Source organism: Mycobacterium sp., from assembly GCF_004298145.1.
Taxonomy (GTDB): Bacteria; Actinomycetota; Actinomycetes; order Mycobacteriales; family Mycobacteriaceae; genus Mycobacterium.
The window spans coordinates 37,232-61,596 of the sequence record NZ_SCRH01000056.1; the positions used below are offsets into that span (position 1 = coordinate 37,232).

General features: G+C 67.5%; 18 protein-coding genes. 17 read left to right on the top strand and 1 reads right to left on the bottom strand.

All coding sequences use genetic code 11. The features are described from left to right. Window positions 1-23 precede the first annotated feature (23 nt). The 5 genes from EPN51_RS24545 to EPN51_RS24565 all read left to right on the top strand — a co-directional run bounded on the left by EPN51_RS24545 (window position 24) and on the right by EPN51_RS24565 (window position 6,959). Complete coding sequence (locus EPN51_RS24545; protein WP_293047969.1) at window positions 24-572, top strand: hypothetical protein; 549 nt, start codon at window positions 24-26, stop codon at window positions 570-572. A 413-nt stretch (window positions 573-985) separates the two neighbouring features. Further along, window positions 986-2,461 carry a condensation domain-containing protein gene (locus EPN51_RS24550; RefSeq protein WP_293047972.1) on the top strand — a complete coding sequence of 492 codons (1,476 nt, stop codon included), beginning with the start codon at window positions 986-988 and terminating at the stop codon, window positions 2,459-2,461. Window positions 2,462-2,463: 2 nt separating this feature from the next. Continuing rightward, window positions 2,464-3,828, top strand: coding sequence for a hypothetical protein (locus tag EPN51_RS24555; protein WP_293047974.1), 1,365 nt, complete (start codon window positions 2,464-2,466; stop codon window positions 3,826-3,828). A 294-nt stretch (window positions 3,829-4,122) separates the two neighbouring features. Then, window positions 4,123-5,595, top strand: coding sequence for a condensation domain-containing protein (locus EPN51_RS24560; RefSeq protein ID WP_293047976.1), 1,473 nt, complete (start codon window positions 4,123-4,125; stop codon window positions 5,593-5,595). Window positions 5,596-5,597: 2 nt separating this feature from the next. Next, window positions 5,598-6,959, top strand: a complete 1,362-nt coding sequence (locus EPN51_RS24565; protein ID WP_293047978.1) for a hypothetical protein — start codon at window positions 5,598-5,600, stop codon at window positions 6,957-6,959. 7 nt (window positions 6,960-6,966) lie between these two features. Here EPN51_RS24565 and EPN51_RS24570 read toward each other — a convergent pair whose 3' ends face one another. Further along, the gene (locus tag EPN51_RS24570; RefSeq protein ID WP_293047980.1) at window positions 6,967-7,629 is read right to left on the bottom strand and encodes a TetR/AcrR family transcriptional regulator; all 663 of its coding nucleotides are present in this window, start codon (window positions 7,627-7,629) and stop codon (window positions 6,967-6,969) included. Window positions 7,630-7,712: 83 nt separating this feature from the next. On the opposite strand from EPN51_RS24570, the gene EPN51_RS24575 reads away from it, so the two are divergent. From EPN51_RS24575 to EPN51_RS24630, 12 genes are all read left to right on the top strand, one after another. Next, window positions 7,713-8,621 (top strand): oxygenase MpaB family protein, encoded by a 909-nt coding sequence (locus EPN51_RS24575; RefSeq protein WP_293047983.1) that lies wholly within the window; start codon window positions 7,713-7,715, stop codon window positions 8,619-8,621. 96 nt (window positions 8,622-8,717) lie between these two features. Beyond that, window positions 8,718-10,319, top strand: coding sequence for a PPE domain-containing protein (locus tag EPN51_RS24580; RefSeq protein WP_293047986.1), 1,602 nt, complete (start codon window positions 8,718-8,720; stop codon window positions 10,317-10,319). Between the two features lie 82 nt (window positions 10,320-10,401). Next, complete coding sequence (locus EPN51_RS24585) at window positions 10,402-11,307, top strand: class I SAM-dependent methyltransferase (RefSeq protein WP_293047989.1); 906 nt, start codon at window positions 10,402-10,404, stop codon at window positions 11,305-11,307. 241 nt (window positions 11,308-11,548) lie between these two features. After that, window positions 11,549-13,018 carry a PPE family protein gene (locus EPN51_RS24590; RefSeq protein WP_293047992.1) on the top strand — a complete coding sequence of 490 codons (1,470 nt, stop codon included), beginning with the start codon at window positions 11,549-11,551 and terminating at the stop codon, window positions 13,016-13,018. A gap of 427 nt (window positions 13,019-13,445) precedes the next feature. Further along, complete coding sequence (gene eccA3, locus EPN51_RS24595) at window positions 13,446-15,299, top strand: type VII secretion system ESX-3 AAA family ATPase EccA3 (protein WP_293047994.1); 1,854 nt, start codon at window positions 13,446-13,448, stop codon at window positions 15,297-15,299. Beyond that, window positions 15,296-16,921 (top strand): type VII secretion protein EccB, encoded by a 1,626-nt coding sequence (eccB, locus tag EPN51_RS24600; RefSeq protein WP_293047997.1) that lies wholly within the window; start codon window positions 15,296-15,298, stop codon window positions 16,919-16,921. The genes eccA3 and eccB overlap by 4 nt, the downstream gene beginning before the upstream one ends. Continuing rightward, the gene (gene eccCa / locus EPN51_RS24605) at window positions 16,918-20,913 is read left to right on the top strand and encodes a type VII secretion protein EccCa (RefSeq protein ID WP_293048000.1); all 3,996 of its coding nucleotides are present in this window, start codon (window positions 16,918-16,920) and stop codon (window positions 20,911-20,913) included. The genes eccB and eccCa overlap by 4 nt, the downstream gene beginning before the upstream one ends. Next, entirely contained in the window at window positions 20,910-21,218 is a 309-nt protein-coding gene (locus tag EPN51_RS24610) for a PE family protein (protein WP_293048003.1), read from the top strand. The genes eccCa and EPN51_RS24610 overlap by 4 nt, the downstream gene beginning before the upstream one ends. A gap of 2 nt (window positions 21,219-21,220) precedes the next feature. After that, complete coding sequence (locus EPN51_RS24615) at window positions 21,221-22,684, top strand: PPE family protein (protein ID WP_293048005.1); 1,464 nt, start codon at window positions 21,221-21,223, stop codon at window positions 22,682-22,684. A gap of 63 nt (window positions 22,685-22,747) precedes the next feature. Further along, on the top strand, window positions 22,748-23,041 hold the full coding sequence (locus EPN51_RS24620; protein WP_293048008.1) for a WXG100 family type VII secretion target: 294 nt from the start codon (window positions 22,748-22,750) through the stop codon (window positions 23,039-23,041). Window positions 23,042-23,084: 43 nt separating this feature from the next. Then, a complete protein-coding gene (locus EPN51_RS24625) occupies window positions 23,085-23,375 on the top strand; it encodes a WXG100 family type VII secretion target (RefSeq protein ID WP_293048010.1) in 291 nt (96 codons plus the stop codon). A gap of 20 nt (window positions 23,376-23,395) precedes the next feature. Continuing rightward, window positions 23,396-24,298 carry an ESX secretion-associated protein EspG gene (locus EPN51_RS24630; protein ID WP_293048012.1) on the top strand — a complete coding sequence of 301 codons (903 nt, stop codon included), beginning with the start codon at window positions 23,396-23,398 and terminating at the stop codon, window positions 24,296-24,298. Window positions 24,299-24,365: the final 67 nt, after the last annotated feature.

Here is a 24,365-nt window from a genome sequence, read left to right on the forward strand (position 1 = left end):
GAGCGAGCCGGAGGATGCTACTGATGACCGACGGCATTTTGACCGACGCACAGATCGCGGCACTGACCCCCGGGCAGCGGCGGGACCTCATCTCCCGGCTGGAGCGGCCCCTGGGCGAGGTCATCGACCCGGAGTTCCTGGCCCGGGTGCGGCGCGTCCGGCTGAGTTTGATGATCGGCGGCACCCTGGCAATGGTGCCGTGGCTGGGGTATCTGTCCGTGACGCTGCCCGAGAACTACGTCGCCCACAACTGGCCGGTCACCTGGGTCGGTTTCGATGTGCTGCTGGTCGGATTCATGCTGGCGACGGCCGTCCTCGGGCATCTGCGCCGTCAGTTGCTGGTGCTTGCCGCGTTCACCACCGGAGTGCTGCTGATCTGCGACGCGTGGTTCGACCTCATGACCGCCGGGCCCAAGGACCTTTGGCTGTCGGTGATCACCGCGCTGCTGATCGAGGTGCCGTTGGCGATTTTCATGATCTTCAGCGCCATGCGCATCATGCGGCTGACCATGATGCGCTTGTGGCTGATGCGTCCCGGCATGCGGCTCTGGGATCTGCCGCTGTTCCCGTGAGGCGGTGAAGGTTTGGCCCGAGGCGGATGAGGCTCGAGGGCCGATCGATTCTATCCCGAGTTGCGGGCGTACAGAGCCGAATCGGCGATGAATCGTCGCGTGCGGAGGCTGCCGAGCGCCGTCACCACCGGTTGGGGAAGTAAGAGTACTGCACCACCGGCGATCTCGCGGGAGAATGCGAGTCTTCGTAAAACCGCGAAATCTTCGCCTGCGTCAGCTAGCGTCCACAGTAGCGACATAGGGGGTGCTAGCGGCGGGGTAGTTCAGCCAACGTGGGCGAAAATCCGTCGGGTAATTTCCAGTACGAATCGAATCGATGAACGCGAAAAGCCAAGCGCTGACGGCACTTCCATTACCCCCCAGACCGCACTACAAATGTCGGCAGCACAAGCACAAGCACAAGGACTCGAGAAATGGTCGCACTCGGAAACATCAACGAATGGCAGCCGCCGCACGGCCCGGTTACGATGTGGATGGCCGCCCCCGCCGCGCGCGAAGCGGCACGCGCTGCGCAGCGAAGCGATCTAGCTCCGAGTTATCAACAGAATCAACACCTCTGGGCCTCCTACCAAGGTAAGGTCATGAACCGGCAGCTACCCCGTCTGATGATCGTCGCGTGGGACGTCCCCGGCACCTGCGACATTCCGGCGATGACGGCGACGGTGAACGCACACGTGCGTCGTCAGGACACCTATCACAACTGGTTCGAATACGACAACGGCAGCTTCGTGCGCCGCGTGATCGACGATCCCGAAGCGATCGAGCTCATTCCCGTGGCGCTCGGGCAGATGACCGAAGATCAAGTCCGCACCCACGTCTTGACCACGACCCCGGACACCCTTGAGTGGGGCTGCTTCACTTACGGAATCGTCCAGCACACGGACTATTTCACGTTCTACGCGAGTGTCGACCACCTGCACATCGACGGCTTGTCCGCCGCGCTCATCTTCCTCGACATCCACCTGGTGTATCAGGAACTCGCGCAGACCGGGCACCGGCCCGCCGTGTTGCCGGAGATCCGGAGCCATCGCGACTACGTTGTGCGCCAACACGAGAAGGCTGCGACATTGACCCTGTCGTCGCCCGAGATCAAGGACTGGATCGCGTTCGCGCGTGACACCGACGGCGACTGGCCGAGTTTCCCGCTGCCCCTTGGCGACACGTGGGCCAGCACCAAGGGCGACCTGTTGACGGTCGAGCTGATGGATGCGGCCGACACGGAGTCTTTCGACGCCGCCTGCGTGGCGGCCGGCGCCCGGTTCATCGGGGGAGTTCTGGCCTGCACGGGTCTGGCCGAGCACGAATTGACCGGCAAAAAGACCTACCACGGATTCACGGCCAAGGACACCCGGACACCGGGCGTCGACTCGATGACCGTGGGCTGGTTCGCCAGCCTGATTCCGATCACCGTGCCGACCGCCGGCGAAACGTTCGCCGAGGCGGCCAGGACGGCGCAGAAGTCGTTCGACGACGCTCAGCGCCTCGCCGATGTGCCGGTCGAGCGGGTGTTGGAGTTGGCGACACCGGATGAACTGGGCATCAAACTGCCGACTCAGCTGCCGATGATGTTGTCTTTCCTCGATTTCCGCAAGATCCCCCTCAACGGGCTATGGGCGGAGACGAAGTTCGGCACCTATGGCGACAGCCTTTCCCACGGTGGGGTGAACTTGTGGATCAACCGCCAAGCCACGAACACCACGGTGACGATGTCCTTCCCGGACAACGCGATCGCGCGGGAGTCGGTGCTCCACTACATCGCGACCCTGATCCAGGTGTTCACGCGTGTTGCCAGGGCGACCTCGGGCGAGCCTGTTGTGGTTGCACCGCAAGCGAACCCGGAGGAGCCGTTCACGCCGGCGCCGGACACAGACGACAACGAAGCGGCGTAACGATGAGCAACGTGCTGGACCTGGCCGACCAAACCCTCTTTCTCGGTGAGCGGGCAACGGGGGCCACCAGCCTGCTGCAATGTGTCTGGGTATATGACCGCCGCATCGACACCGGCGGGCTGCGTGAGTTCCACCGGCACCTGGGCAGGGGACGGCTGTCTCGGCGGGTTGAGCGGTCCCCCTTGCCGTTCGGCCGTCACCGCTGGGTGTCGTCCCGCGCGGTGCCGACCCTCGAGATCGCCGCGACCCCGCGGCCGCGTGCCGACATCGAGGCGTGGCTGAATGAGCAGGCCGACAAACGGCCGGACGCCGAGCACGGGCCCGGATGGCATTTGGCGATGCTCCCGCTGGGCGACGGCGGCGCGGTGGTGAGCCTGGTCACCACGCATTGCCTCACCGACGGTGTCGGGCTGTGCGAGGCGCTGGGCGACGCGGCTTCCGGACGTGACGACGAGATCCGCTGGCCCGCCGCGGGATCACGGCGGCGGTGGCGGGCCCTGCGCGAGGATGCACGCCAAACCGCGCATGACGCACGCGATGTCGGCCGCGCCCTCGGGGCGGCGGCCCGAATGCTCCGGCAGGGCCGCGACGGCACCGCCGCTGCCGCCGCCCCGGCCCCGCCGCGCGGGAAGCGACCCCCGCCGCCCACCGCGCCGGACGACCGCATCACCCTGCCGATGGAGACGATCTTCGTCAGCGCCGACGAATGGGACGCCCGCGCAAACGCCTTGGGCGGCACCAGCAACGCACTGCTGGCCGGATTGGCGACCCATCTCGCAAAGAGGGTGGGGCGGGTCGCCGTCGACGGCTCAGTCAACGTGGGGATGCCCGTCAACGAACGCGCCCCGGGCGATACGCGCGCCAACGCGGTCACGAACGTCGACGTCACGCTGGGCCCCTCGGCGATCACCACGGACCTGCGCGAGATCCGCGCCGCGATCAAGCAGGCGCTGGTTCGCCATCACGATGTGCCCGACGAGCGGTGGGCATTGCTGCCCCTTGTTCCCCTGATCCCGAAGCCGGTCTTCCGGCGATTGCTCAGCGTGGTCACCGGCGGGGCCACCACCGTGGTGTCGTCCAATCTCGGCGCGCTCGACCCGGCCGTCAATCGGCCGGACGGCACGGACGCCGACTATTTCGCGATGAAGTCGGTGTACCCGGGCGTGACCACCGCGACGATGCACCGCACCAACGGGGCGCTGGCGTTGCTGTCGGGAAGGGTCCACAACCGGGTCTTCATCTCGGTCCTCGCCTACGAATTGGGCCGCCACAACTCGAATGAGGAACTGCGACAAGCCCTTTCCAAGGCGCTGAGCGCCTTCTCGCTCACGGTGACGACGGGCTGGCACACGGTCTGCCCGGTGTGAGCGTGCGAAGGGCCGCTAGCCGTTTGCACGTGCCTGGTGCGGGCACCCCGAGGCCACTGCGCAATGTGACGATGATCACAAATCTCTCCCTTATGTGACCTATGTCCACTAGCGTCACTTCGGCGACACAGGGGGCGCAGAGGTGCGCGGCAACATCAGTCCAACTTGCCAAGACGTCGTAAAGGTTCCAGCGAATGGGATTCATGCTGCGCGGGGGCCGTAGACCGACGCCTTTTCGCTGCTCCCTTGCTGCCCAATAAGTATCCGCATCACGGGGAGGAACGACTGAAGAAAATGGTCGCACTCGGCAATATCAAAGAATGGCAACCACCGTACGGTCCGCTTACCACGTGGACGCCCACGCAGGCGGCGCATGACGCGGCCCGCACGGCACGCAGATGTGAGATGAGCCCGAGTTATCAACAGAATCAACATCTTTGGGCTGCCAACGTCAGCAGAGCCATGAACAGGAAGCTGCCGCGCCTGATGGTCGTGGCGTGGGACATCCCCGGCGCGTGCGACTTCCCGGCGATGTCCGCGACGATCAACGCGCACGTCCGCCGTCACGACACCTACCACAATTGGTTTGAATTCGAGGACGGCTCCATCGTGCGTCGCGCGATCGACGACCCCGCCGATATCGAACTCATCCCGGTGTCGTTCGGGCGCATGAGCGCCGAGGAAGTGCGGACCCACGTCTTGACGACGACCCCGGAAACACTCGAATGGGGTTGCTTCACATTCGGTATCGTCGAGCACGCCGACTATTTCACGTTCTACGCGAGTGTCGACCATCTGCACATCGACGGTTTGTCCGCCGGCCTGATCTTCGTCGACATCCACCTGACGTATCAGGAATTGTCCCAGGGCACGCATCGGCATCAGCCCGAGCTCGCCGAGGTCAGGAGCTATCGCGACTACGTCGCGCGCCAGCGCGAGGCGGCGGCGGACCTGACCCTGTCATCCCCTGAAATCAAGGACTGGATCGCGTTCGCGCGCGACACCGATGGTGCATGGCCGAGTTTCCCACTGTCGCTGGGTGATACGTGGGCGAGCAGCGCGGGCGATTTCCTGATGGTCCAGTTGTTGGATGCGGGCGAGACGGAGTCTTTCGATGCCGCATGCCGCGCGGCGGGCGCCCGGTTCATCGGGGGGGTGCTGGCGTGCACAGCTTTGGCCGAACACCAATTGACCGGCAACGAGACCTACCGCGGCTTCACTGCCAAGGACACCCGGATGCCGGGCATCGAAACGATGACGCTGGGTTGGTTTGCCAGCCTGATTCCGGTTACCGTGCCGACCGCGGGAGTCTCATTCTGCGAGGCGGCCCAAGCCGCCCAGGAGTCTTTCGAAGCCGCGCGAGGTCTTGCTGAGGTGCCGTTTGAGAGGGTGTTGGAATTGGCGACACCGGAACAGCTGGGCATCAAGTTGCCGACGAGTCTGCCGATGATGTTGTCCTTCCTCGATTTCCGGAAGATACCCCTCGCGGGATTGTGGGGGGAGACCAATTTCGGTACCTACGGCGACAATCTGTCCGCCGGCGGCATCAACATGTGGATCAACCGTCACGCTGAAAAGACCACGGTAACCATCTCCTTCCCTGACACCGAGGTCGCGCATGAGTCGGTGCGACGCTACATCGAGACATTGATTGAGGCGTTCACGCAGGTCGCCAGAAGCGTCGCGGCCAACGCGGGTGTGGTTGCACCCCAGGGAAATCCGGATGCAGAGGACCTTGCGGACGAAGACGACACCGAGGCGGCCTAGAAATGAGCAACGTACTGGATCTGGCCGACCAGGCCCTCTTTCTGGGGGAGCGCGCGACGGGCACCACCAGCTTGGTGCAATGTGTCTGGGTGTACAACCGGCGCGTCGACATCGACGGCCTGAAACGGTTTCATGACCATCTGGGCAGGGGGCGGCTGGCCCGCCGAATCGAGCGGTCCCCCTTGCCGTTCGGCCGCCACCGCTGGGTATCGCCCGGCAAGGGGCCGGACCTCGAAATCGCCGCGACGCCCCGGCCGCGTGCGGAGTTCGACACCTGGTGCGACGAGCAAGCAAACCAGCGCCCGGATGCCGAGCGCGGACCCGGATGGCACATTGCGGTGCTGCCGTTCACCGACGGCGGAGCGGGGGTGAGCCTGGTCATCACCCATTGCCTCAGCGACGGCGTCGGGCTGTGCGAGGCGGTGGCGGACGCGGCTTGCGGGCGCGACGACGCGATCCGTTGGCCCGCCGCGCAATCGCGACGGCGCTGGCGGGCGCTGGGCGAGGACGCACGCCAAACTACGCGTGACACACCGGATGTCGGCCGCGCCGTCATCGCGGCGGCTCGACTGGCCCGGGCCGATCGCCGCGGTGCTGGATCCGTCGCTCCGCCCTCCGAAAGGCGACGCGTGCCGTCAGCCGGACCGGACGAAAGCCTCACGCTCCCCGCGGCGACGGTCTTCATCAACGCCGACGAATGGGACGCCCGCGCTCGCGCCCTTGGGGGGACCGGCAATGCGCTGCTGGCGGGATTGGCGGCCCGGCTGGCCCAGCGAATGGGACGCGTCGTCGCCGACGGCTCGGTAAATGTGGGGATGCCGGTCAATGAGCGTATCCCGGGCGACACGCGCGCCAACGCGGTCACGAATGTCGACATCGTGGTCGACCCCGCGCTAGCGCCGGACCTGCGCGAGATCCGCGCCGCGATCAAGGAAGCGCTGCTGCGCCACCAGGATTCGCCCGACGAGCGGTGGGCACTGCTGCCGCTGGTCCCCTTGATCCCCAGGCGGGTCTTCCGGCGACTGATCAGCGTGGCCACCGGTAGTTCAAACGCTGTCGTGTCGTCCAACCTCGGTGCGATCGACTCGGCGGCCAACCGGCCAGACGGCACGGATGCCGACTATTTCGCGATGAAGTCCTTGTACCCGGGCGTTACCATCGCGACAATGCAGCGCACCAACGGGGTGCTGGCGTTGTTGGCTGGACGGGCGCGCGGACAGGTCTTCGTCTCGTTCCTCTCTTACGAACCGGGGCGTCTCAACTCGAATGATGGCCTGATGCAGCACATTTCGAGCACTCTGAGCGACTTCTCGCTCACGGCGACGACGGGCTGGCGCACGGTCTGCCCCGGTGTGAGCGTGTGACGGGCCGCTACGCCTCGGCACGTGTTTCGGTGAGGCGGTACAGGTTTGGCTCGGCAAGCTCGTCGAGCAGCGCGGCGAGATGATCGGCTAGCTCACCGGGTTCGAGTCGGACGTCACCGGCCAGCCAGGCGCTGATGGTTTGCCCGACCCCGCCGACCACGAAGTGCGCGGCGGCCTTGATGCGATCGTTTGCCGGCACCTGTAGTGCGTTGCCGACATGCTGGCCGGACAACATCGCGAACAGCGCGCTGGACTCGGCGCGTTTGCGCACCACCACCGGATCGGCCAGCTGCATGCTGAACAGCAGGCGGCCCACGCGGGCGTCGTCGGTGATGGTCCGCACGATGTTGGCCATGCCCGCGCGGGTCTGCTCGCCGGCCGGCACCGCCGCGACCGCGGCCTGGGTGGTGGCGGCCAGCTCGGCGACGACCCAGTCGAAAACGCAGGAGACGAATTCGTCCTTGTCGGTGAAGCTCTCGTAGAAGTACCGGGCTGCCAGACCGGCGCGGCGGCACACGCCGCGGACGGTGACCGCCGCGATGTTCGGCCGCTGATCGCCGAGCAGGTCCAGCCCCGCGGCCAGTAGCCGATTACGGCGGGTGGCCAGCCGCTCGGCGGCCTCGACCCCGCGGTACGGCCGCGTGCTGGACGTCTCGCTCATGCAAACCATCTTGACACTAACGCCGCGGCACGACAATATCAGGAAACAAGCGTTCGCACATTAGCGGGCATACGCCGCGGGAGGATCTGACGATGGCAATTCACGAGCCGGTGCACTCACCGATTGGGCACGTCGAGCGCAGGGCCACCGATCCGCCGCGCCCGCAGCGGCGCAAGCGCGGGCGGGCGCTGGGTATCGACGAGGGTTTGATGGGCGTCGCCCTGCTGGCCGGCCCGGCGAACGTGGTCATGCAACTGGCGCAGCCCGGCGTCGGATACGGCGTCCTGGAGAGCCGCGTCGAAAGCGGCCGCGTAGACCGGCACCCCTTCAAGCGGGCCCGCACCACGTTCACCTACCTGGCGGTGGCGACCAACGGCAGCGATGCCCAGAAGGACGCCTTCCGGCGGGCGGTGAACAAGGCGCACGCGCAGGTTTACTCGACGCCGGAAAGCCCGGTGTCCTACAACGCCTTCGATCCCGCACTGCAGCTGTGGGTGGGGGCCTGCCTGTACAAGGGCGGGCTCGACGTCTACCGGATGTTCATCGGTGAGCTCGACGGCGAGGACGCCGAGCGCCACTACCGCGAAGGCATGGCGTTGGCCACGACGTTGCAGGTGCCGACGAAGATGTGGCCGGCGGACCGGGCGGCGTTCGACCGTTACTGGGAAGAGTCGCTGGCCAAGGTGCACATCGACGACACCGTGCGGGAGTACCTGTACCCGATCGCCGCCAACCGCATCCGGGGCGTGAGGTTGCCGGGTCCCCTACAGCGCCTCTCCGAGAGCCTCGCGCTGATGATCACGACGGGCTTCTTGCCGCAGCGGTTCCGCGACGAGATGCGGCTGCCCTGGGACGCGACCAAGCAGCGGCGCTTCGACAGGCTGATCGCCGTATTGGCCACGGTGAACCGGTACCTACCGCGATTCATCCGGCAATTCCCCTTCAACGTCTTGCTGCGCGACGTGGATCGCAGGATCAAGAAGGGGCGCCCGCTGGTGTAGCGGCGCTCGGCGGACACCTCCGCCAAATTTGATAACGACAATCATATTCATTAAGCTCTCCTCAGTCTGGTAAGCCTTCCAGCCCGAGGAGTACCTATGACGGCGCCGATCTTCATGGCCTCGCCGCCCGAACTGCATTCCACGCTGCTCAGCAGCGGCCCCGGGCCCGCGTCGCTGCTGGCGGCCGCGGGCGCGTGGTCCGAGCTGAGCACCGAATACGCCTCCGCGGCAGAACAATTGACCACGTTGCTGGCGGGGGTCCAGGCGAGCGCATGGGAGGGGCCCAGCGGAGAATCCTATGTGGCCTCGCATGCCCCGTACCTGGCGTGGCTGACGAAGTCCAGCGCCGACAGCGCGGCGGTTGCTACGCAACACGAGGTGGCCGCGACCGCCTATACCGCGGCCCTGGCGGCCATGCCGACGCTGCCGGAACTCGCCACCAACCACGTCGTCCACGGAGCGTTGTTGGCGACGAATTTCTTTGGCGTCAACACGGTTCCGATCGCGGTCAACGAGGCCGACTATGCGCGGATGTGGACCCAGGCGGCGACGACGATGTCCACCTACCAAGCGGTGTCCACCGCGGCCGTCGCCGCGACGCCGCAATCCGATCCTGCACCGCCGATCGTGAAATCCCAATCCTCAAGCGATAATTCGGGTGACGTCGCGCATGATCCCAAGATCGACAACCCGTTCAATGACTTCATCGCGAACATGCTGAAGAACTTGGGCATCGACTGGGACCCGGCCAAGGGAACGGTGAACGGGCTGCCCTACGACGCTTACACGAACGCCGGAGAACCCATCTGGTGGGTTGTCCGGGCCCTGGAACTTCTGGAGGATTTCGAGCAGTTCGGCTACTACCTGGTGCACAATCCGGCGTTGGCGTTCCAGTACCTGGCGCAACTCATCCTGTTCGACTGGCCGACCCACATCCTCGAGATTTTCCTGAGTCAGCCGGAATTGCTGGCCCCCGCGCTCCTGCTCGCGGCCGCTCCGTTCGCCGCCGTCGGCGGCTTCGCCGGGTTGGCCGGCCTGGCCGCCATCCCCCACCCCGCGGTTGTCCCGGCGCTGGTCGCGGCACCGCCGCCGGCGCCGACGCCGAGCGTCCCGCCGGCCATCGCCATGGCCCCGGCTCCCGTCGCGCCGGCCGCGGCTCCGGCGTCGGCCCCGGCGCCGGCGCCCGCCCCCACGGCGACCACGGTGGCCGCGGCACCGGCGGCGCCCGCACCGGCGGCGCCGGCGGCGGGGTTCTTCCCGCCCTATGTCATCGGTCCTCCGGGCCTGGGAACGGGTTCGGGGATGAGCTCCAGGGCCAGCTCGAGCGCCAAACGTAAAGCGCCGGAACCGGATAGCGCCGCCGCAGCTGCGGCCGCGGCAACACGGAAAGCGGCCCGGGCGCGCCGGCGCAGGGGCGCGACGCAGCGCGGGCACGGTGATGAGTTCATGGATATGAACGTCGACGTCGACCCGGAGTGGGGCGGGTCGCCCGCCGGCCGCGAGTCGTTGGCGTCGGACCGGGGCGCCGGCGCGTTGGGCTTCGCCGGCACCGCGCGCAGGGAGGCGGCTGCCGCGGCGGCCGGCTTGGCCACACTGGCCGGTGACGAATTCAACGGCGGCCCAACGACGCCCATGATGCCGGGCACGTGGGGCGCCGACGGTGCCGACGAGGGGGCGGGCCAGGCCGACGGCCGGTAACGGCAAAGCACCCCGGCCTACGCCACTACCGTTGCGCGCCAGCGGAAAAGGCGCCGCGTGACGGCGGCGTACTGTGGGTTGGGTGCGAAGCGAAGGCGATACCTGGGACATCACCACGAGTGTGGGCTCGACCGCGTTGTTCGTGGCAACGGCGCGGGCATTGGAGGCCCAAAAGCCCGACCCGCTCGCCCTGGATCCATACGCGGAGGTTTTCTGCCGCGCCGTTGGCGGTTCGGCGGCGGACGTCCTCGACGGTAAGGACCCCGACCATCAGCTGAAGACCGCCGACTTCGGCGAGAACTTCGTCAACTTCCAGGGCGCCCGCACCAAGTACTTCGACGAATATTTTCGCGGCGCGGCGGACGCGGGTGTGCGGCAGGTGGTCGTCTTGGCGGCGGGTCTGGACTCGCGCGCCTACCGCCTGGACTGGCCGGCCGCGACGACGATCTTCGAGCTGGACCAGCCGCAAGTGCTCGACTTCAAGCGCGAGGTGCTCGCCGGCGCCGGCGTCCAGCCACGCGCCGAGCGCCGCGAGATCGCCATCGATTTGCGCGAGGACTGGCCGCAAGCCCTGCGCGACAGCGGCTTCGATCCGGCCAGACCGTCGGCGTGGATCGCCGAGGGCCTGCTGATCTATCTCCCGGCCGACGCCCAGGAGCAGCTGTTCACCGGGATCGACGGACTGGCCGGCCACGGCAGCCACGTCGCCGTCGAGGATGGCGCCCCGATGAAGCCCGAGGAGTTCGAGGCCGCCGTGGCAGAAGAACGTGCGGCCACCGCAGCGGGTGACCAGCGCGTGTTCTTCCAGCTCGTCTACAACGAGCAGTGCGCGCCCGCCGCTGAATGGTTCGGCAAGCGCGGTTGGAACGCGGTCGGCACCCCGCTGGCCGACTACCTTCGCGAGGTCGGCCGTCCGGTGCCCGGCCCGGAGACCGAGGCCGGCCCGATGATCGCGCGTAACACGTTGGTGAGTGCCGTCCGAGCCTGAGACGTCGGAAGCGACCGGCCGCGATGGTTGATCGCGGCCGGTTTTTGATGAGTTGCGAATGAATCCGGCGCTCGGCGGAACCGATGGGGCCTCCCGCCCGACTACTACCGGGCTTACCTTCACGCCGCCCTACAGCCCAGGCGGCCGCTGACGCACGCCGACGAGGAGTCCCTGGTATGACACCACGCGGCTTTTCTCCTCGACGGGTTGCGCCGTCCCCCCTGGCGGCGGGCGAGTGGGCGTGACCGCGCCGGTGTGGATGGCATTGGCGCCGGAGGTTCATTCCACGCTGTTGAGCGACGGCCCGGGCCCCGCCGGCCTGGTGACCTCGGCCGCATCGTGGAGTTCGTTGAGCGAAGCCTATGCATCGGCCGCCGACGAGCTCAGTGCAACGTTGGCGGCGGTGCAGAGCGGGCCCTGGCAGGGTCCCACCGCGGCGCGATACGTGGCCGCCCACCTGCCGTATCTGGCCTGGCTGGAGCGCTCCAGCGCCAAGGCCGCGGCCATGGCTGCCCAGCAGGAGACCGCGGCCACCGCCTACACCACGGCGCTGGCCGCAATGCCGACCTTGCCCGAACTGGCCGGCAACCATGCCACGCACGCGGCGCTGTTGGCGACGAACTTCTTCGGCGTCAACACCGTCCCCATCGCGGTCAACGAGGCCGACTATTCGCGGATGTGGGTTCAGGCGGCCACCACCATGTCCACCTATCAGGCGGTCACCGGCGCGGCGGTCGCCGCGGCACCGCAGACCGATCCGGCGCCGCCGATTGTGAACGCCAATAGTTCCGGCGAAGACAGCGACGACACCGGCATCGTCGACAATGACGGCGGCAACCCGTACCAGCCGAGCTGGTGGGTAAACCGCTTCCTCGAGATTTTCCAGACCCTGGCAAAAGATTTGGCGGAATTTCCCGAGAACCCGGCCGACGCAATAGAGGATCTACTCGAAGACATTTTCGGGCCCGCCGGACTCATTGCAGACGAGTTCACCCACCTCGGGGAGGCCCTTCAGGCATTCCCCCAGCTTGCTGCCGTTCCGTTCATCGTGCCGGGTGGATTTGCGGGAGGCATAGCGGGCTTGAGTCTGCTGGCAGGGATCCAGCCGGCCCCAATTCCGGCGCCCGCCGCTGTGCCCGCACCGATGCCGGAGGCGCCCACTGCGCCGGCTGTCAGCAGCGCTCCGGTCGTGAGCGCTGCCCCGGTCACCGCGCCGGCGCCGTCCCCCGTCTCCACTCCCGCTCCGGCGCCCGCCCCGGCCTCGGCCCCTGCGCCCGCAACGCCGCCGCCCGTGACCGGCGGCGAGGCCGTCGCCTACCCATACGTGGTCGGTGACCCCGGCATCGGGACCGGCGCCGGCCTGGGCAGCGGCGCCCAGCGCAAAGCGCCCGAGCCTGATCGGTCCGCGGCCGCGGCCGCGGCGTCGGCTGCGGCATCCGTCGCGGACAGGCAGCGCGCCCGACGCCGCCGTCGGGCGACGATGAAGGACCATTACCGCGGCTACGAGTACATGGATCTGGAACCCGACGCCGGGCCGATTACCGACCCCGCCGCTTCGGTGGCATCGGATCGGGGCGCGGGTTCGCTGGGTTTTGCCGGAACGGCGCCGACGGACAGCGCCGAGGCGGCGGGCCTGAGCACGCTGGGCGGTGACGCATTCGGCAACGGGCCTTCCGTCCCGATGTTGCCGGGCAGCTGGGAGCGCGATTAGTGACGGAACTTTTTCGGTCCGCCACCCGACTAGTGGCTGCATCATCGTTCCACCGGTCGCCCCGTCGTGGCGGTCGTCGAGTTCACCCCGGATCGTCAAGGAGTCATCGCTATGAGCGCGCCGGCGCGGCCGGTGTCGTCGCCGATGGACCCGGGCCCGGCGGAGGGTCCGAAGCGAGCGCGAGCCGAGATTGATAATGAAAACGATTTTCAGTAAGGTGAGGCCTTGCTGCGAGAGCGCACGGCGTACGGCTGTGAGTTTACCGGAAATGCGGCGAAACCCTAGTCAAAATGTCCTTATCGGCGGTAGAAGAAGGGCAGTGGAGTGGCGAGGCGAACAGGCCCAAATGTCTCGACAGTTAGCTTATGCAATGCTAACTTCAGGCGGGTTAGGTTAGGGGAGACTACATACATGAAAAGACGCGGCCGTGGAGCACGGTGACACCGGCATGCTCACAGTTCAGCCAGTCAGTTCGCGCGTGGACGCGCGCGTTGACGGCGACGTCGTCAGCCGGTTCGCCACGTGCTGCCGCGCGCTGGGCATCGTCGTCTACCAACGCCAGCGACCGGCCGACCTGGCCGCCGCTCGTTCGGGCTTCACCGCGCTGACGCGCATCGCCCACGACCAGTGCGACGCGTGGACGGGACTGGCGGCCGCCGGTGACGTGTCCCTGCGAGTGCTCGAGGCGGTGTCGCGCACCGCGGCCACCGCGGGCGTGCTGCGGCGCCAGGTGGATCTCGCACCCGACTCGCTGGGCTTTCGCTACGACACCGGACTGTATCTACAGTTTCGCGCCACCACTCCCGATGACTTCCACCTCGCTTACGCGGCCGCACTGGCGACGGCCGGACGATTTGCCGACGCCGACGACATCGTCGCCGGCCTGACCGCCGACCGCCCGAACTGGCGCGAAGCCCGCTGGGTGTCCATCGTCATCAACTACCGCGCCGAGCGCTGGTCGGACGTCGTCAAGCTGCTGACCCCGATCGTCAACGACACGGATCTCGACGACGCTTTCTCGCACGCGGCCAAAATCGCCCTGGGCACCTCGCTGGCCCGGCTGGGAATGTTCGCCCCGGCGCTGTCCTACCTCGAGGAGCCCGACGGTCCCGTCGTGGTGGCGGCCGTCGATGGCGCCCTGGCCAAAGCGCTGGTGCTGCGCGCGCACGTCGATGAGGACTCGGCGAGCGAAGTGCTGCAGGACCTCTACGCCGCCCACCCCGAGAACGAACAGGTCGAACAGGCCCTGACTGACACCAGTTTCGGTATCGTGACCACCACGGCGGCCCGCATCGAAGCCCGCACCGATCCGTGGTCCCCCGAAACAGAGCCCAGCGCAGAGGATTTCGTCGATCCCGCCGCACACGAACGCAAGGCAGTGCTGCTGCACGAGGCCGAACGCCAGCTCGCCGAATTCATCGGCCTCGACGAGGTCAAAAACCAGGTGTCCCGGCTGAAGAGCTCGGTCGCCATGGAACTGGTCCGTAAGCAGCGTGGGCTCGCGGTCGCACAGCGCGCCCACCACCTGGTCTTCGCCGGACCGCCCGGAACCGGTAAGACCACCATCGCCCGCGTGGTCGCCAAAATCTATTGTGGGCTCGGGCTTTTGAAGCGGGAAAATATCCGAGAGGTCCACCGTGCCGACCTCATCGGTCAGCACATCGGCGAGACCGAGGCCAAGACCAACGCGATCATCGACAGCGCGCTCGACGGCGTGCTGTTCCTCGACGAGGCCTACGCGCTGGTCGCCACGGGCGCCAAGAACGACTTCGGCCTGGTGGCCATCGACACGCTGCTGGCGCGGATGGAGAACGACCGCGACCGCCTGGTGGTCATCATCGCCGGGTACCGGGCCGACCTGGACAAGTTCCTGGATACCAACGAGGGCTTGCGTTCTCGGTTCACCCGCAACATCGACTTCCCTTCCTACGCACCGTCGGAACTGGTCGAGATCGCGAACAAGATGGCCGAGCAGCGAGACAGCATCTTCGAAAAGGCCGCGCTCGACCACATGGAGGCGTTGTTCACGAAGTTGGCGACCGAGTCGACACCCGACGCCAACGGGATTTCGCGACGCAACTTGGACATCGCCGGTAACGGTCGATTCGTCCGAAACATCGTCGAACGCTCCGAAGAAGAACGAGAGTTCCGGCTCGACCATTCGGAACACGCCGGGACCGGCGAATTCAGTGACGAGGAGCTGATGACGATCACCGACGAGGACGTCGCAAGGTCCGTTGAGCCGCTGCTGCGCGGCCTTGGGCTGTCGGTGCCGGCATGACCTCCAATAATCAACCCGACGAACGACGTTCGTTCTCCTCCCGCACACCGGTCAACGACAACCCCGACCAGGTCGAGTACCGGCGCGGCTTCGTCACCCGGCACCAGGTCAGCGGCTGGCGCTTCGTGATGCGCCGGATCGCCTCCGGTATTGCGTTGCACGACACCAGGATGCTCGTCGACCCCCTGCGCACGCAGACCCGCGCGGTGGCGATGGGAGCGGTCCTTCTGGTCACCGGCCTGGCCGGCTGCTTCGTGTTCTCATTGATCCGGCCCAGCGGGACGGCGGGCACCAACCCCGTGCTCGCCGACCGGTCAACCGCCGCACTGTATGTCCGTGTCGGCGAGGACCTGCATCCGGTGCTCAACCTGACCTCGGCCCGGCTGATCACGGGCCGGGCGGTAGACCCCGCCATGGTGAAAAGCAGTGAGCTGGACCGGTTTCCGCGCGGAAACCTGATCGGTATCCCGGGCGCACCGGAACGTATGGTGCAAAACACCTCGGCCGACGCGAACTGGACGGTGTGCGACGAGGTCAGTGAGCCCGCCCAGGGTGGGCATACCGCCCGCAGCACCGGCGTCACGGTGATCGCGGGTCGGCCGGACAGCAGCGGCGCCCGCGCCGCCACGCTCCCGCCGCGACAGGGGATCCTCGCCGAGAGGGACGGCGCGACCTGGCTGCTGTGGGACGGCAAACGCAGTCAGATCAACCTGACCGACCACGCGATCACGGACGCGCTTGGCTTGGGACAGGGCAACTCTGAGATCCCCGCGCCCCGGCCCATCGCCCTGGGCCTGTTCAACGCGATACCCGAAGCGCCCCCGTTGACGGCGCCGGGCATCCCGAACGCCGGTGCGCCGGCGCCCTTCAGCGTGCCGGCGCCGATCGGGGCGGTGGTGGTGTCCTACGCCCTGGATCAGAGCTCCTCGGGAGCGCCGCGCTACTACGCGGTGTTGCCCGACGGCCTGCAGCAGATCTCGCCGGTGCTCGCAGCGATCCTGCGTAACACGAATTCCTATGGGCTGGACCAACCTCCGCGGCTCGGCGCCGATGCGGTGGCCAAGCTGCCGGTGTCGCGGATGCTGGACACCGCGCGGTACCCGGACCAGCAGGTCGGCCTGGTGGATACGGCCAAGTCCCCCGTCACGTGCGCCTATTGGACCAAGCCGGCCCGGGCCGCCAGCAGCTCGCTGAACCTGCTGTCCGGCTCGGCCCTGCCGATGGCCGAATCGATCCGCACCGTCGACCTGGTCGGCGGCGGCTCGCCGACAACCGCCACCCGCGTCGCCATGGCGCCCGGTACCGGCTACTTCATCCAGACCGTCGGCGGCGGGCCGAACTCGCCGGGCGCCGGGTCGCTGTTCTGGGTGTCGGACACCGGTGTCCGCTACGGCATCGACAACGAGGCGGAGCACTCGGCCGCCGGACACGGTAAAACGGTTGAGGCCCTTGGCCTTACCGGATCTCCGGTACCCATTCCATGGTCGGTGCTGTCGCAGTTCGCGAATGGCCCGACGTTATCGCGCGCCGACGCGCTGCTGGCACATGACGGGCTGACGCCCGACCAGAAGCCCGGCCGTGTCACCGCTGCTGCAAGGGAAGCCGAGGGAGCCCCCCGATGAGCCGACTGATCTTCGAAGCGCGCCGCCGGCTGGCGCCGCCGGTGACCCGCAAGGGCACCATCGCCATCGAGGCGCCGCCCGAGCTGCCCCGGGTGATTCCGCCGTCGTTCCTGCGCAGGGCGATGCCCTACGTGCTGGTGATCCTGATCGTCGGCATGGTCGTCGCCCTGTTCGCCACCGGGATGAGGTTGATCTCTCCGCAGACCCTGTTCTTCCCGTTCGTGCTGTTGCTGGCCGCGACCGCGATGTACCGCGGGAACGACAACAAGATGCGCACCGAGGAGGTCGACGCCGAGCGCGCCGACTACCTGCGCTACCTGTCGGTGGTCCGGGACAACATCCGCACCCAGGCCGCCGCGCAGCGCGCCGCCGCGCAGTGGTCCCATCCCGAGCCGGCGGCGCTGGCCGCCGTGCCCGGGTCCCGCCGTCAGTGGGAGCGCGATCCGCACGATCCCGACTTCCTGGTGCTGCGGGCCGGGCGCCACCACGTGCCGCTGGCGACCGCCCTGCGGGTCAACGACACCGCGGACGAAATCGACCTGGAGCCGGTGTCGCACAGCGCATTACGCAGCCTGCTCGACACCCACCGGATCGTGCGCGACGTGCCGACCGGAATCGACCTGGCCAAAGTCTCGCGGATCACCGTGCTGGGACCGGAAGACGAGGCGCGCTCAGCGATGCGCGCGTGGATCGCTCAGGCGGTGACGTGGCACGACCCGACGGTGCTCGGGGTCGCGGTGGTCACTCCCGATCTCGAGAGCGCGGACTGGTCGTGGCTGAAGTGGTTGCCGCACGTCGACATCCCCGGTGAGCTCGACGGGGTCGGCCCGGCCCGCTTCATGGCGACCAACGCCGACGAACTGGTCGCCGGCCTCGGGTCGGCGCTGGTCGACCGTCCGGCGTTCACCGGCGAGCCCGCCGATGCGCTGCGGCACCTGCTGATCGTCGTCGACGACCCCGATTACGACCTGAACGCCTCGACGCTGGCGATGGGCCGGGCGGGCGTCACCGTCGTGCACCGCGGCGCCACGGCGCCGCACCGCGAGCAGTATTCGGATCCCGAGAAGCCGATCCTGCGCATCAGCGGGGCGGACGGCGGGGGCAGCCGCGCCGGCACCATCGAGCGCTGGCAGACCGGCGGCTGGCAGCCGTACATCGACGACGCCGACCAGCTGGGCGCCGACGAGGCCGCCCACCTGGCGCGCCTGTTGTCGCGCTGGGACTCCAACCCGACCCACACCGGGTTGCGCTCGGCGGCCACCCGCGGTGCCACATTCACCACGATGCTGGGCATCCCGGACGCGTCCGAACTGGATGTGCCCACCCTGTGGGCACCCCGGCGCCGCGAGGACGAGTTGCGCATTCCGATCGGGGTCACCGCGACCGGTGAGCCGCTGATGTTCGACCTCAAAGACGAAGCCGAGGGCGGGATGGGCCCGCACGGTCTGATGATCGGTATGACGGGCTCGGGTAAGTCCCAGACCCTGATGTCGATGCTGTTGTCGCTGTTGACGACTCATTCGGCGGACCGGTTGATCGTCATCTACGCCGACTTCAAGGGTGAGGCCGGCGCCGACAGCTTCCGCCATTTCCCGCAGGTTGTCGCGGTGATCTCCAACATGGCCGAGAAGAAGTCGCTGGCCGACCGGTTCGCCGACACGCTGCGCGGCGAGGTGGCCCGGCGGGAGACGCTGCTGCGTGAAGCCGGCCGACGGGTGCAGGGCAGCGCGTTCAACTCGGTGGTCGAGTACGAGAACGCCATCGCCGCCGGGCACGACCTGCCGCCGATCCCGACGCTGTTCGTGGTGGCCGACGAGTTCACTCTGATGCTGTCCGACCACCCGGAGTACGCGGAGCTATTCGATTACGTTGCCCGCAAAGGCCGCTCGTTCCGTATCCACATCCTGTTCGCGTCGCAGACGCTGGATGTCGGCAAGATCAAGGACATCGACAAGAACACCTCCTACCGCATCGGGTTGAAGGTGGCCAGTCCCAGCGTTTCCCGCCAGATCATCGGCGTGGAGGACGCCTATCACATCGAATCCGGCAAGGAGCACAAGGGCGTGGGCTTCTTGGTGCCCGCACCGGGTGCGACTCCGATCAAGTTCCGCAGCACCTATGTCGACGGCATCTACGATCCGCCGCAGAAGGCCAAATCGTTGGTGGTGCCGTCAATCCCGGAGCCGAAGGTGTTCACGGCCGGGCGGGTCGAGCCCGATCAGGACACCGTGATCCACAGCCCCGAGGAAGTCGAACTGAGCGGGCCGCCGCGCAAGCTCATCGCGACCATCGGCGATCAGTTGGCCGGCTACGGTCCGCGTGCGCCGCAGTTGTGGCTGCCGCCGCTGGACGAGCCGATCCCGGTGACCGCGATGCTGACCCGGGCCGGCGTGCCGCCGCGGCAGTGGCAGTGGCCACTCGGCGAGATCGACAAGCCGTTCGAGATGCGCCGCGACCCGCTGATCTTCGATGCCGCCTCGTCAGCCGGGAACATGATGATTCACGGTGGCCCCAAATCGGGGAAGTCGACTGCGCTGCAGACGTTCATGCTGTCGGCGGCCAGCCTGCACTCGCCGCGCGAGGTCACGTTCTACTGCCTGGACTATGGCGGCGGGAAGCTGCGTGCGCTCGAAGATCTGGCGCACGTCGGCAGTATCGCCTCGGCACTGGAGCCCGAACGGATCCGGCGCACCTTCGGAGAGCTCGAGCAGCTGCTGTTGTCGCGGCAGCGGCGGGAAGCGTTCCGGGACTCCCGCGGTGCGGTGGCTGACGACGGGTTCGGCGAGGTGTTCCTGCTCATCGACAACCTCTATGCGTTCGGCCGTGACAACACGGACCAGTTCAACACGCGAAACCCGTTGTTGGCCAAGGTAACCGAGCTGGTCAATATCGGGTTGGCGTACGGCATCCACGTCGTCATCACCACCCCAAGCTGGCTGGAGGTGCCGCTGGCGATGCGGGAGGGCCTCGGTTTGCGACTCGAGCTCAAGCTGCACGATCCGCGGGACAGCAATGTGCGGGTGGTCGGTGCCCTGCGCCGGCCCGCCGAAGCGGTACCGCACGACCAACCCGGTCGCGGATTGACCACGGCCGCAGAGCATTTCCTGTTCGCTAACCCCGAGCTGGACCAGATCGCCGCCATCAACGACCGCTACCCGGGCATGGCCGCCCCGCCGGTGCGACTGCTGCCCACCAACCTCGCCCCGGAGACCGTCGGGTCGCTCTACCGCGGGCCGGAACAGGTGGTCATCGGCCAGCGCGAGGAGGATCTCGCGCCCGTGGTGGTCGACTTCACCGACAACCCGCTGCTGATGGTGTTCGGCGACAGCAAGTCGGGCAAGACGACGTTGCTGCGCCACCTCATTCGCACGGTCCGCGAACACTCCTCGCCGGATCAGGTGGCCTTCACGGTGATGGACCGGCGGCTGCACCTCGTCGACGAGCCGTTGTTCGCCGACAACGAGTACACGGCCAACATCGACCGCATCATCCCGGCGATGTTGGGCCTGGCCAACCTCATCGAATCGCGCCGGCCGCCGGCCGGCCTGTCGCCGGCCGAACTGTCCCGCTGGACGTTTGCGGGCCACACCCACTACCTGATCATCGACGACGTCGACCAGATACCGGACTCGCCGGCGATGAGCGGTCCCTATGTCGGGCAACGCCCGTGGACTCCGCTGATCGGGTTGCTTTCGCAGGCAGCCGATTTGGGGGTGCGGGTGATTGTCACCGCACGCGCCACCGGTTCGGGGCACGCGCTGATGACGAACCCGCTGCTGCGCCGCTTCAACGACCTGCAGGCGACCACGTTGATGCTGGCGGGCAACCCGCAGGACAGCGGCAAGATCCGCGGTCAACGATTCGGCCGCCTGCCTGCCGGACGGGCGATCCTGTTGGGCGACAGTGACGGTCCGACGTACGTGCAGTTGATCAACCCCTTGATCGGGGAATCTGTAATGGCAAGTGAAACGCAACGGGAGGAGTGGAGATGACGCTGCGAGTGGTTCCCGAAGGGTTGGCCGCCACCAGCGCCGCGGTGGAGGCACTGACGGCACGGCTGGCGGCCGCACATGCTGTGGCGGCCCCGGCGATCACGGCGGTGGTGCCGCCGGCGGTCGATCCGGTATCACTGCAAACAGCTGTCGAGTTCAGCGCTCAGGGCCAGCAGCACTCGGCCATGGCGGCCCAGGGCGTCGAGGAGCTGGGCCGCGCCGGGCTCGGCGTCGGGGAAGCCGGCGCAAGCTATCTCGCGGGAGACATCGCGGCCGCTGCGACGTTCGGCATCGCGGGCGCCTGACGATGACTTCCCCTTTCGGCCCCATCTGGATGGCGTTGCCACCGGAGGTGCATTCGGCGTTGCTGGGCGCCGGTCCGGGACCGGGGCCGCTGTTGGCGGCCGCCGGTGCGTGGACCTCGCTCAGTACCCAATACGCCACGGCGGCCGGCGAACTCAGTGCGCTGTTGGGGCAGGCGCAGGCGGGGGCCTGGGAAGGGCCGAGCGCCGAGCAGTATGTCGCGGCCCACGTGCCGTATCTGGCATGGCTGCAGCAGGCCAGTGCCGACAGCGCGGGTGCCGCGGTGCAGCAAGAGGTCGCGGCGACGGCATACACGGCTGCGTTGGCCACCATGCCGACGCTGGGGGAGCTCGCCACCAACCACGCCGTGCACGGGGTGCTGGTGGGGACGAATTTCTTTGGCATCAACACCATTCCGATTGCGGTCAACGAAGCCGACTACGCGCGGATGTGGGTCCAGGCGGCCACGACCATGGGCACCTATCAGGCGGTCTCCGGCTCGGCGCTGGCCGCCGCGCCACGCACGATGGCCGCACCGTCCATCCTGAATCCCGGGGGCGAAACCAACAACCTCGCGGCCAATACCGCGCAGGACACCTCCAGTCCCGGGGACTCGTGGCAGAACTTCATCCAGCAGTTGTCCAAGTTCCTGCAGGAGTTCTTCTCGAATCTGCCGGCGTTCCTGGCGGCCAACGGACCGCTGCTGTTCTTCGTCGCCTACCAGGTGTTCTTCAACGCCGTGGGCTGGCCGACCTGGGGTGCGCTCCTGACCGCACCGTTCCTGCTGCCGATACTGCTGGGCGTCGGCCTCAGTTACTTGCTGACCACGCCCGCCGAGGTCGCGCCGGACGCGGTCCCTGCCGCCGTGGCCCCCGTCCTGACATCGAACAAACCGTCCATGTTGCCGGCGGTCGCTCTGGCTCCCACGGTGGCGACGCCCGCCGGGGCCCCGGCCACGACGGTCGCGGCCGGTACCGCCGCGCCCGCCGCCCCGGCACCGGCAGCGGCGGCGGGAAACTTCGCCTACCTGGTCGCCGTCGGCGGTGGCCCGGACACCGGCGTCGGTCCCACCCTGGGCGGTCGCGGCGGCGCCAAGGCGCCCGCGGCGACGATCCCCGCGGCGGGTGCGGCGGCGGCGGCCAGCGCCGAGGCGCGAGCGCGCCGCCGCCGGCGGGCCGCGTTGCACGATTATGGCGACGAGTTCCTGGACATGGACTCCGATTTCGGTGTGTCCCCGGATTACGGCGACGAGGAGGAGCTGGCCGCGGCGGTCGCGTCCGCCCAGGGAGCCGGGCCGCTCGGCTTCGCCGGAACCAAGCAGAGACAGAAGGCGTTTCAGGCGGCGGGATTGACCAAGCTGGCCGACGACGACTTCGGCGGCGGCCCGCGGACACCGATGGTGCCCGGCACGTGGGAGCAGGACGCCGCCAACGGGACAGGCCCAACCGATCCGGGGAAGGGGGGATAAGGCAGTAAGCCACATCCAGGTGAATTACCGAAACCCCAACGGACGCAAAAGAAAGGAATCACCATGAGTATGTTGGACGCTCATATCCCGCAGTTGGTAGCTTCGCAATCGGCGTTCAGCGCCAAGGCGGCGTTGCTGCGCAGCACCATCAGCCAGGCCGAGCAGGAAGCGATGTCGGCACAGGCATTCCACCAGGGCGAGTCCTCGGCGGCGTTCCAGGCCGCGCACGCTCGGTTCGTGGAGGTCGCCGCGCGGGTCAACACGCTGCTGGACATCGCCCAGGCCAACCTCGGCGACGCCGCCGGTACCTATGTGGCCGCGGATTCCGCCGCCGCGTCCGGCTACACCGCGTTCTGACACAGCCGCTTCAAGACGCCACCAACCCGCGAAAGGACTTTTGATGTCGCAGATCATGTATAACTACCCGGCGATGTTGAGCCACGCCGCCGACATGTCGGGGTATGCCGGCACGATGCAGGGGCTCGGTGCCGATGTCTCCGCCGAGCAGGCCACGTTGTCCAACGCCTGGCAGGGTGACACCGGTATGACCTACCAGGTGTGGCAGGCCCAGTGGAACCAGGCCATGGAAAGCCTGGTGCGCGCGTATCAGTCGATGGCCAGCACCCACGAGGCCAACACCATGTCGATGCTGGCCCGCGACCAGGCCGAAGCCGCCAAGTGGGGCGGTTAGTTCGTGGCTGAACGAGCCTGATGGAAACAGCTCCCAACGCCGTCGAGCTGACGGTCGAGCACGCCTGGTTCATCGCGGAAACGATTGGGGCGGGAAGCTTCCCGTGGGTATTGGCAATCACCTGCCCCTATCGCGATGCCGCGGAACGCAACGCGTTCCTCGACCGTCAGAAGGCGGAGCTGACCCAGCTGGGCCTGGTATCGGCGGGCGGACTCATCAGCCCCGCGGTGGCCGAGTGGATCAAGGTCGTGTGTTTTCCCGAGCGGTGGCTCGACCTGCGTTACGTCGGCCCCACCAACGACACCGGTGAGGCCGGCGGAACCGGCGGGCTACTGCGCGGCATCGTCGCGCAGCGCGCCGGTGTCGCCGGCCGGGGGTCGATGACGGTGGTCGCGTTGCGCAGCGCACAGCTGATCACGTTCACCGCCATGGACATCGATGATCCGCGTGCCCTGGTTCCGGTCATCACCGTCGGGCTCGCGCAGCGGCAACCGGCTCGGTTCGACGAGTTCAGCATGCCCACCCGGGTGGGTGCCCGAGCCGACGAGCGCTTGCGTTCCGGCGCTCCGCTGGCCGAAGTCCTTGACTATCTTGGTATTCCGCAATCGGCGCGTCCGGTGGTGGAGTCGGTGTTCAACGGACCGCGAAGCTACGTCGAGATCGTCGCCGGCTGCCACCGCGACGGCCGGCACTCCACTACCGAGGTGGGGATGAGCATTGTCGACACACGCGAGGGGCGGGTCCTGGTCAGCCCGTCCCGCGCGTTCGACGGCGAGTGGGTTTCGAACTTCAGTCCGGGAACCCCGTTCGCGATCGCCGTCGCGACCGAACAACTGACCGCCCAACTGCCCGACACCGGATGGTTCTCCGAACACCGGTTGGCCCGAGACTTTTCCGCTTCAACACTGTCTGTCCAACACTGAAAGAAATAGAGAAGAGAGCACGATGTTCCAGGAACGGCCGCAACATTCTTCGAGGGTCCGGTGACGT

Coding starts and splice junctions, on each gene's coding strand:
- EPN51_RS24545 (WP_293047969.1), top strand. CDS start 24: ATGACCGACGGCATTTTGACCGACGCACAGATCGCGGCACTGACCCCC.
- EPN51_RS24550 (WP_293047972.1), top strand. CDS start 986: ATGGTCGCACTCGGAAACATCAACGAATGGCAGCCGCCGCACGGCCCG.
- EPN51_RS24555 (WP_293047974.1), top strand. CDS start 2,464: ATGAGCAACGTGCTGGACCTGGCCGACCAAACCCTCTTTCTCGGTGAG.
- EPN51_RS24560 (WP_293047976.1), top strand. CDS start 4,123: ATGGTCGCACTCGGCAATATCAAAGAATGGCAACCACCGTACGGTCCG.
- EPN51_RS24565 (WP_293047978.1), top strand. CDS start 5,598: ATGAGCAACGTACTGGATCTGGCCGACCAGGCCCTCTTTCTGGGGGAG.
- EPN51_RS24570 (WP_293047980.1), bottom strand. CDS start 7,629: ATGGTTTGCATGAGCGAGACGTCCAGCACGCGGCCGTACCGCGGGGTC.
- EPN51_RS24575 (WP_293047983.1), top strand. CDS start 7,713: ATGGCAATTCACGAGCCGGTGCACTCACCGATTGGGCACGTCGAGCGC.
- EPN51_RS24580 (WP_293047986.1), top strand. CDS start 8,718: ATGACGGCGCCGATCTTCATGGCCTCGCCGCCCGAACTGCATTCCACG.
- eccB (WP_293047997.1), top strand. CDS start 15,296: ATGACCTCCAATAATCAACCCGACGAACGACGTTCGTTCTCCTCCCGC.
- eccCa (WP_293048000.1), top strand. CDS start 16,918: ATGAGCCGACTGATCTTCGAAGCGCGCCGCCGGCTGGCGCCGCCGGTG.
- EPN51_RS24610 (WP_293048003.1), top strand. CDS start 20,910: ATGACGCTGCGAGTGGTTCCCGAAGGGTTGGCCGCCACCAGCGCCGCG.
- EPN51_RS24615 (WP_293048005.1), top strand. CDS start 21,221: ATGACTTCCCCTTTCGGCCCCATCTGGATGGCGTTGCCACCGGAGGTG.
- EPN51_RS24620 (WP_293048008.1), top strand. CDS start 22,748: ATGAGTATGTTGGACGCTCATATCCCGCAGTTGGTAGCTTCGCAATCG.
- EPN51_RS24625 (WP_293048010.1), top strand. CDS start 23,085: ATGTCGCAGATCATGTATAACTACCCGGCGATGTTGAGCCACGCCGCC.
- EPN51_RS24630 (WP_293048012.1), top strand. CDS start 23,396: ATGGAAACAGCTCCCAACGCCGTCGAGCTGACGGTCGAGCACGCCTGG.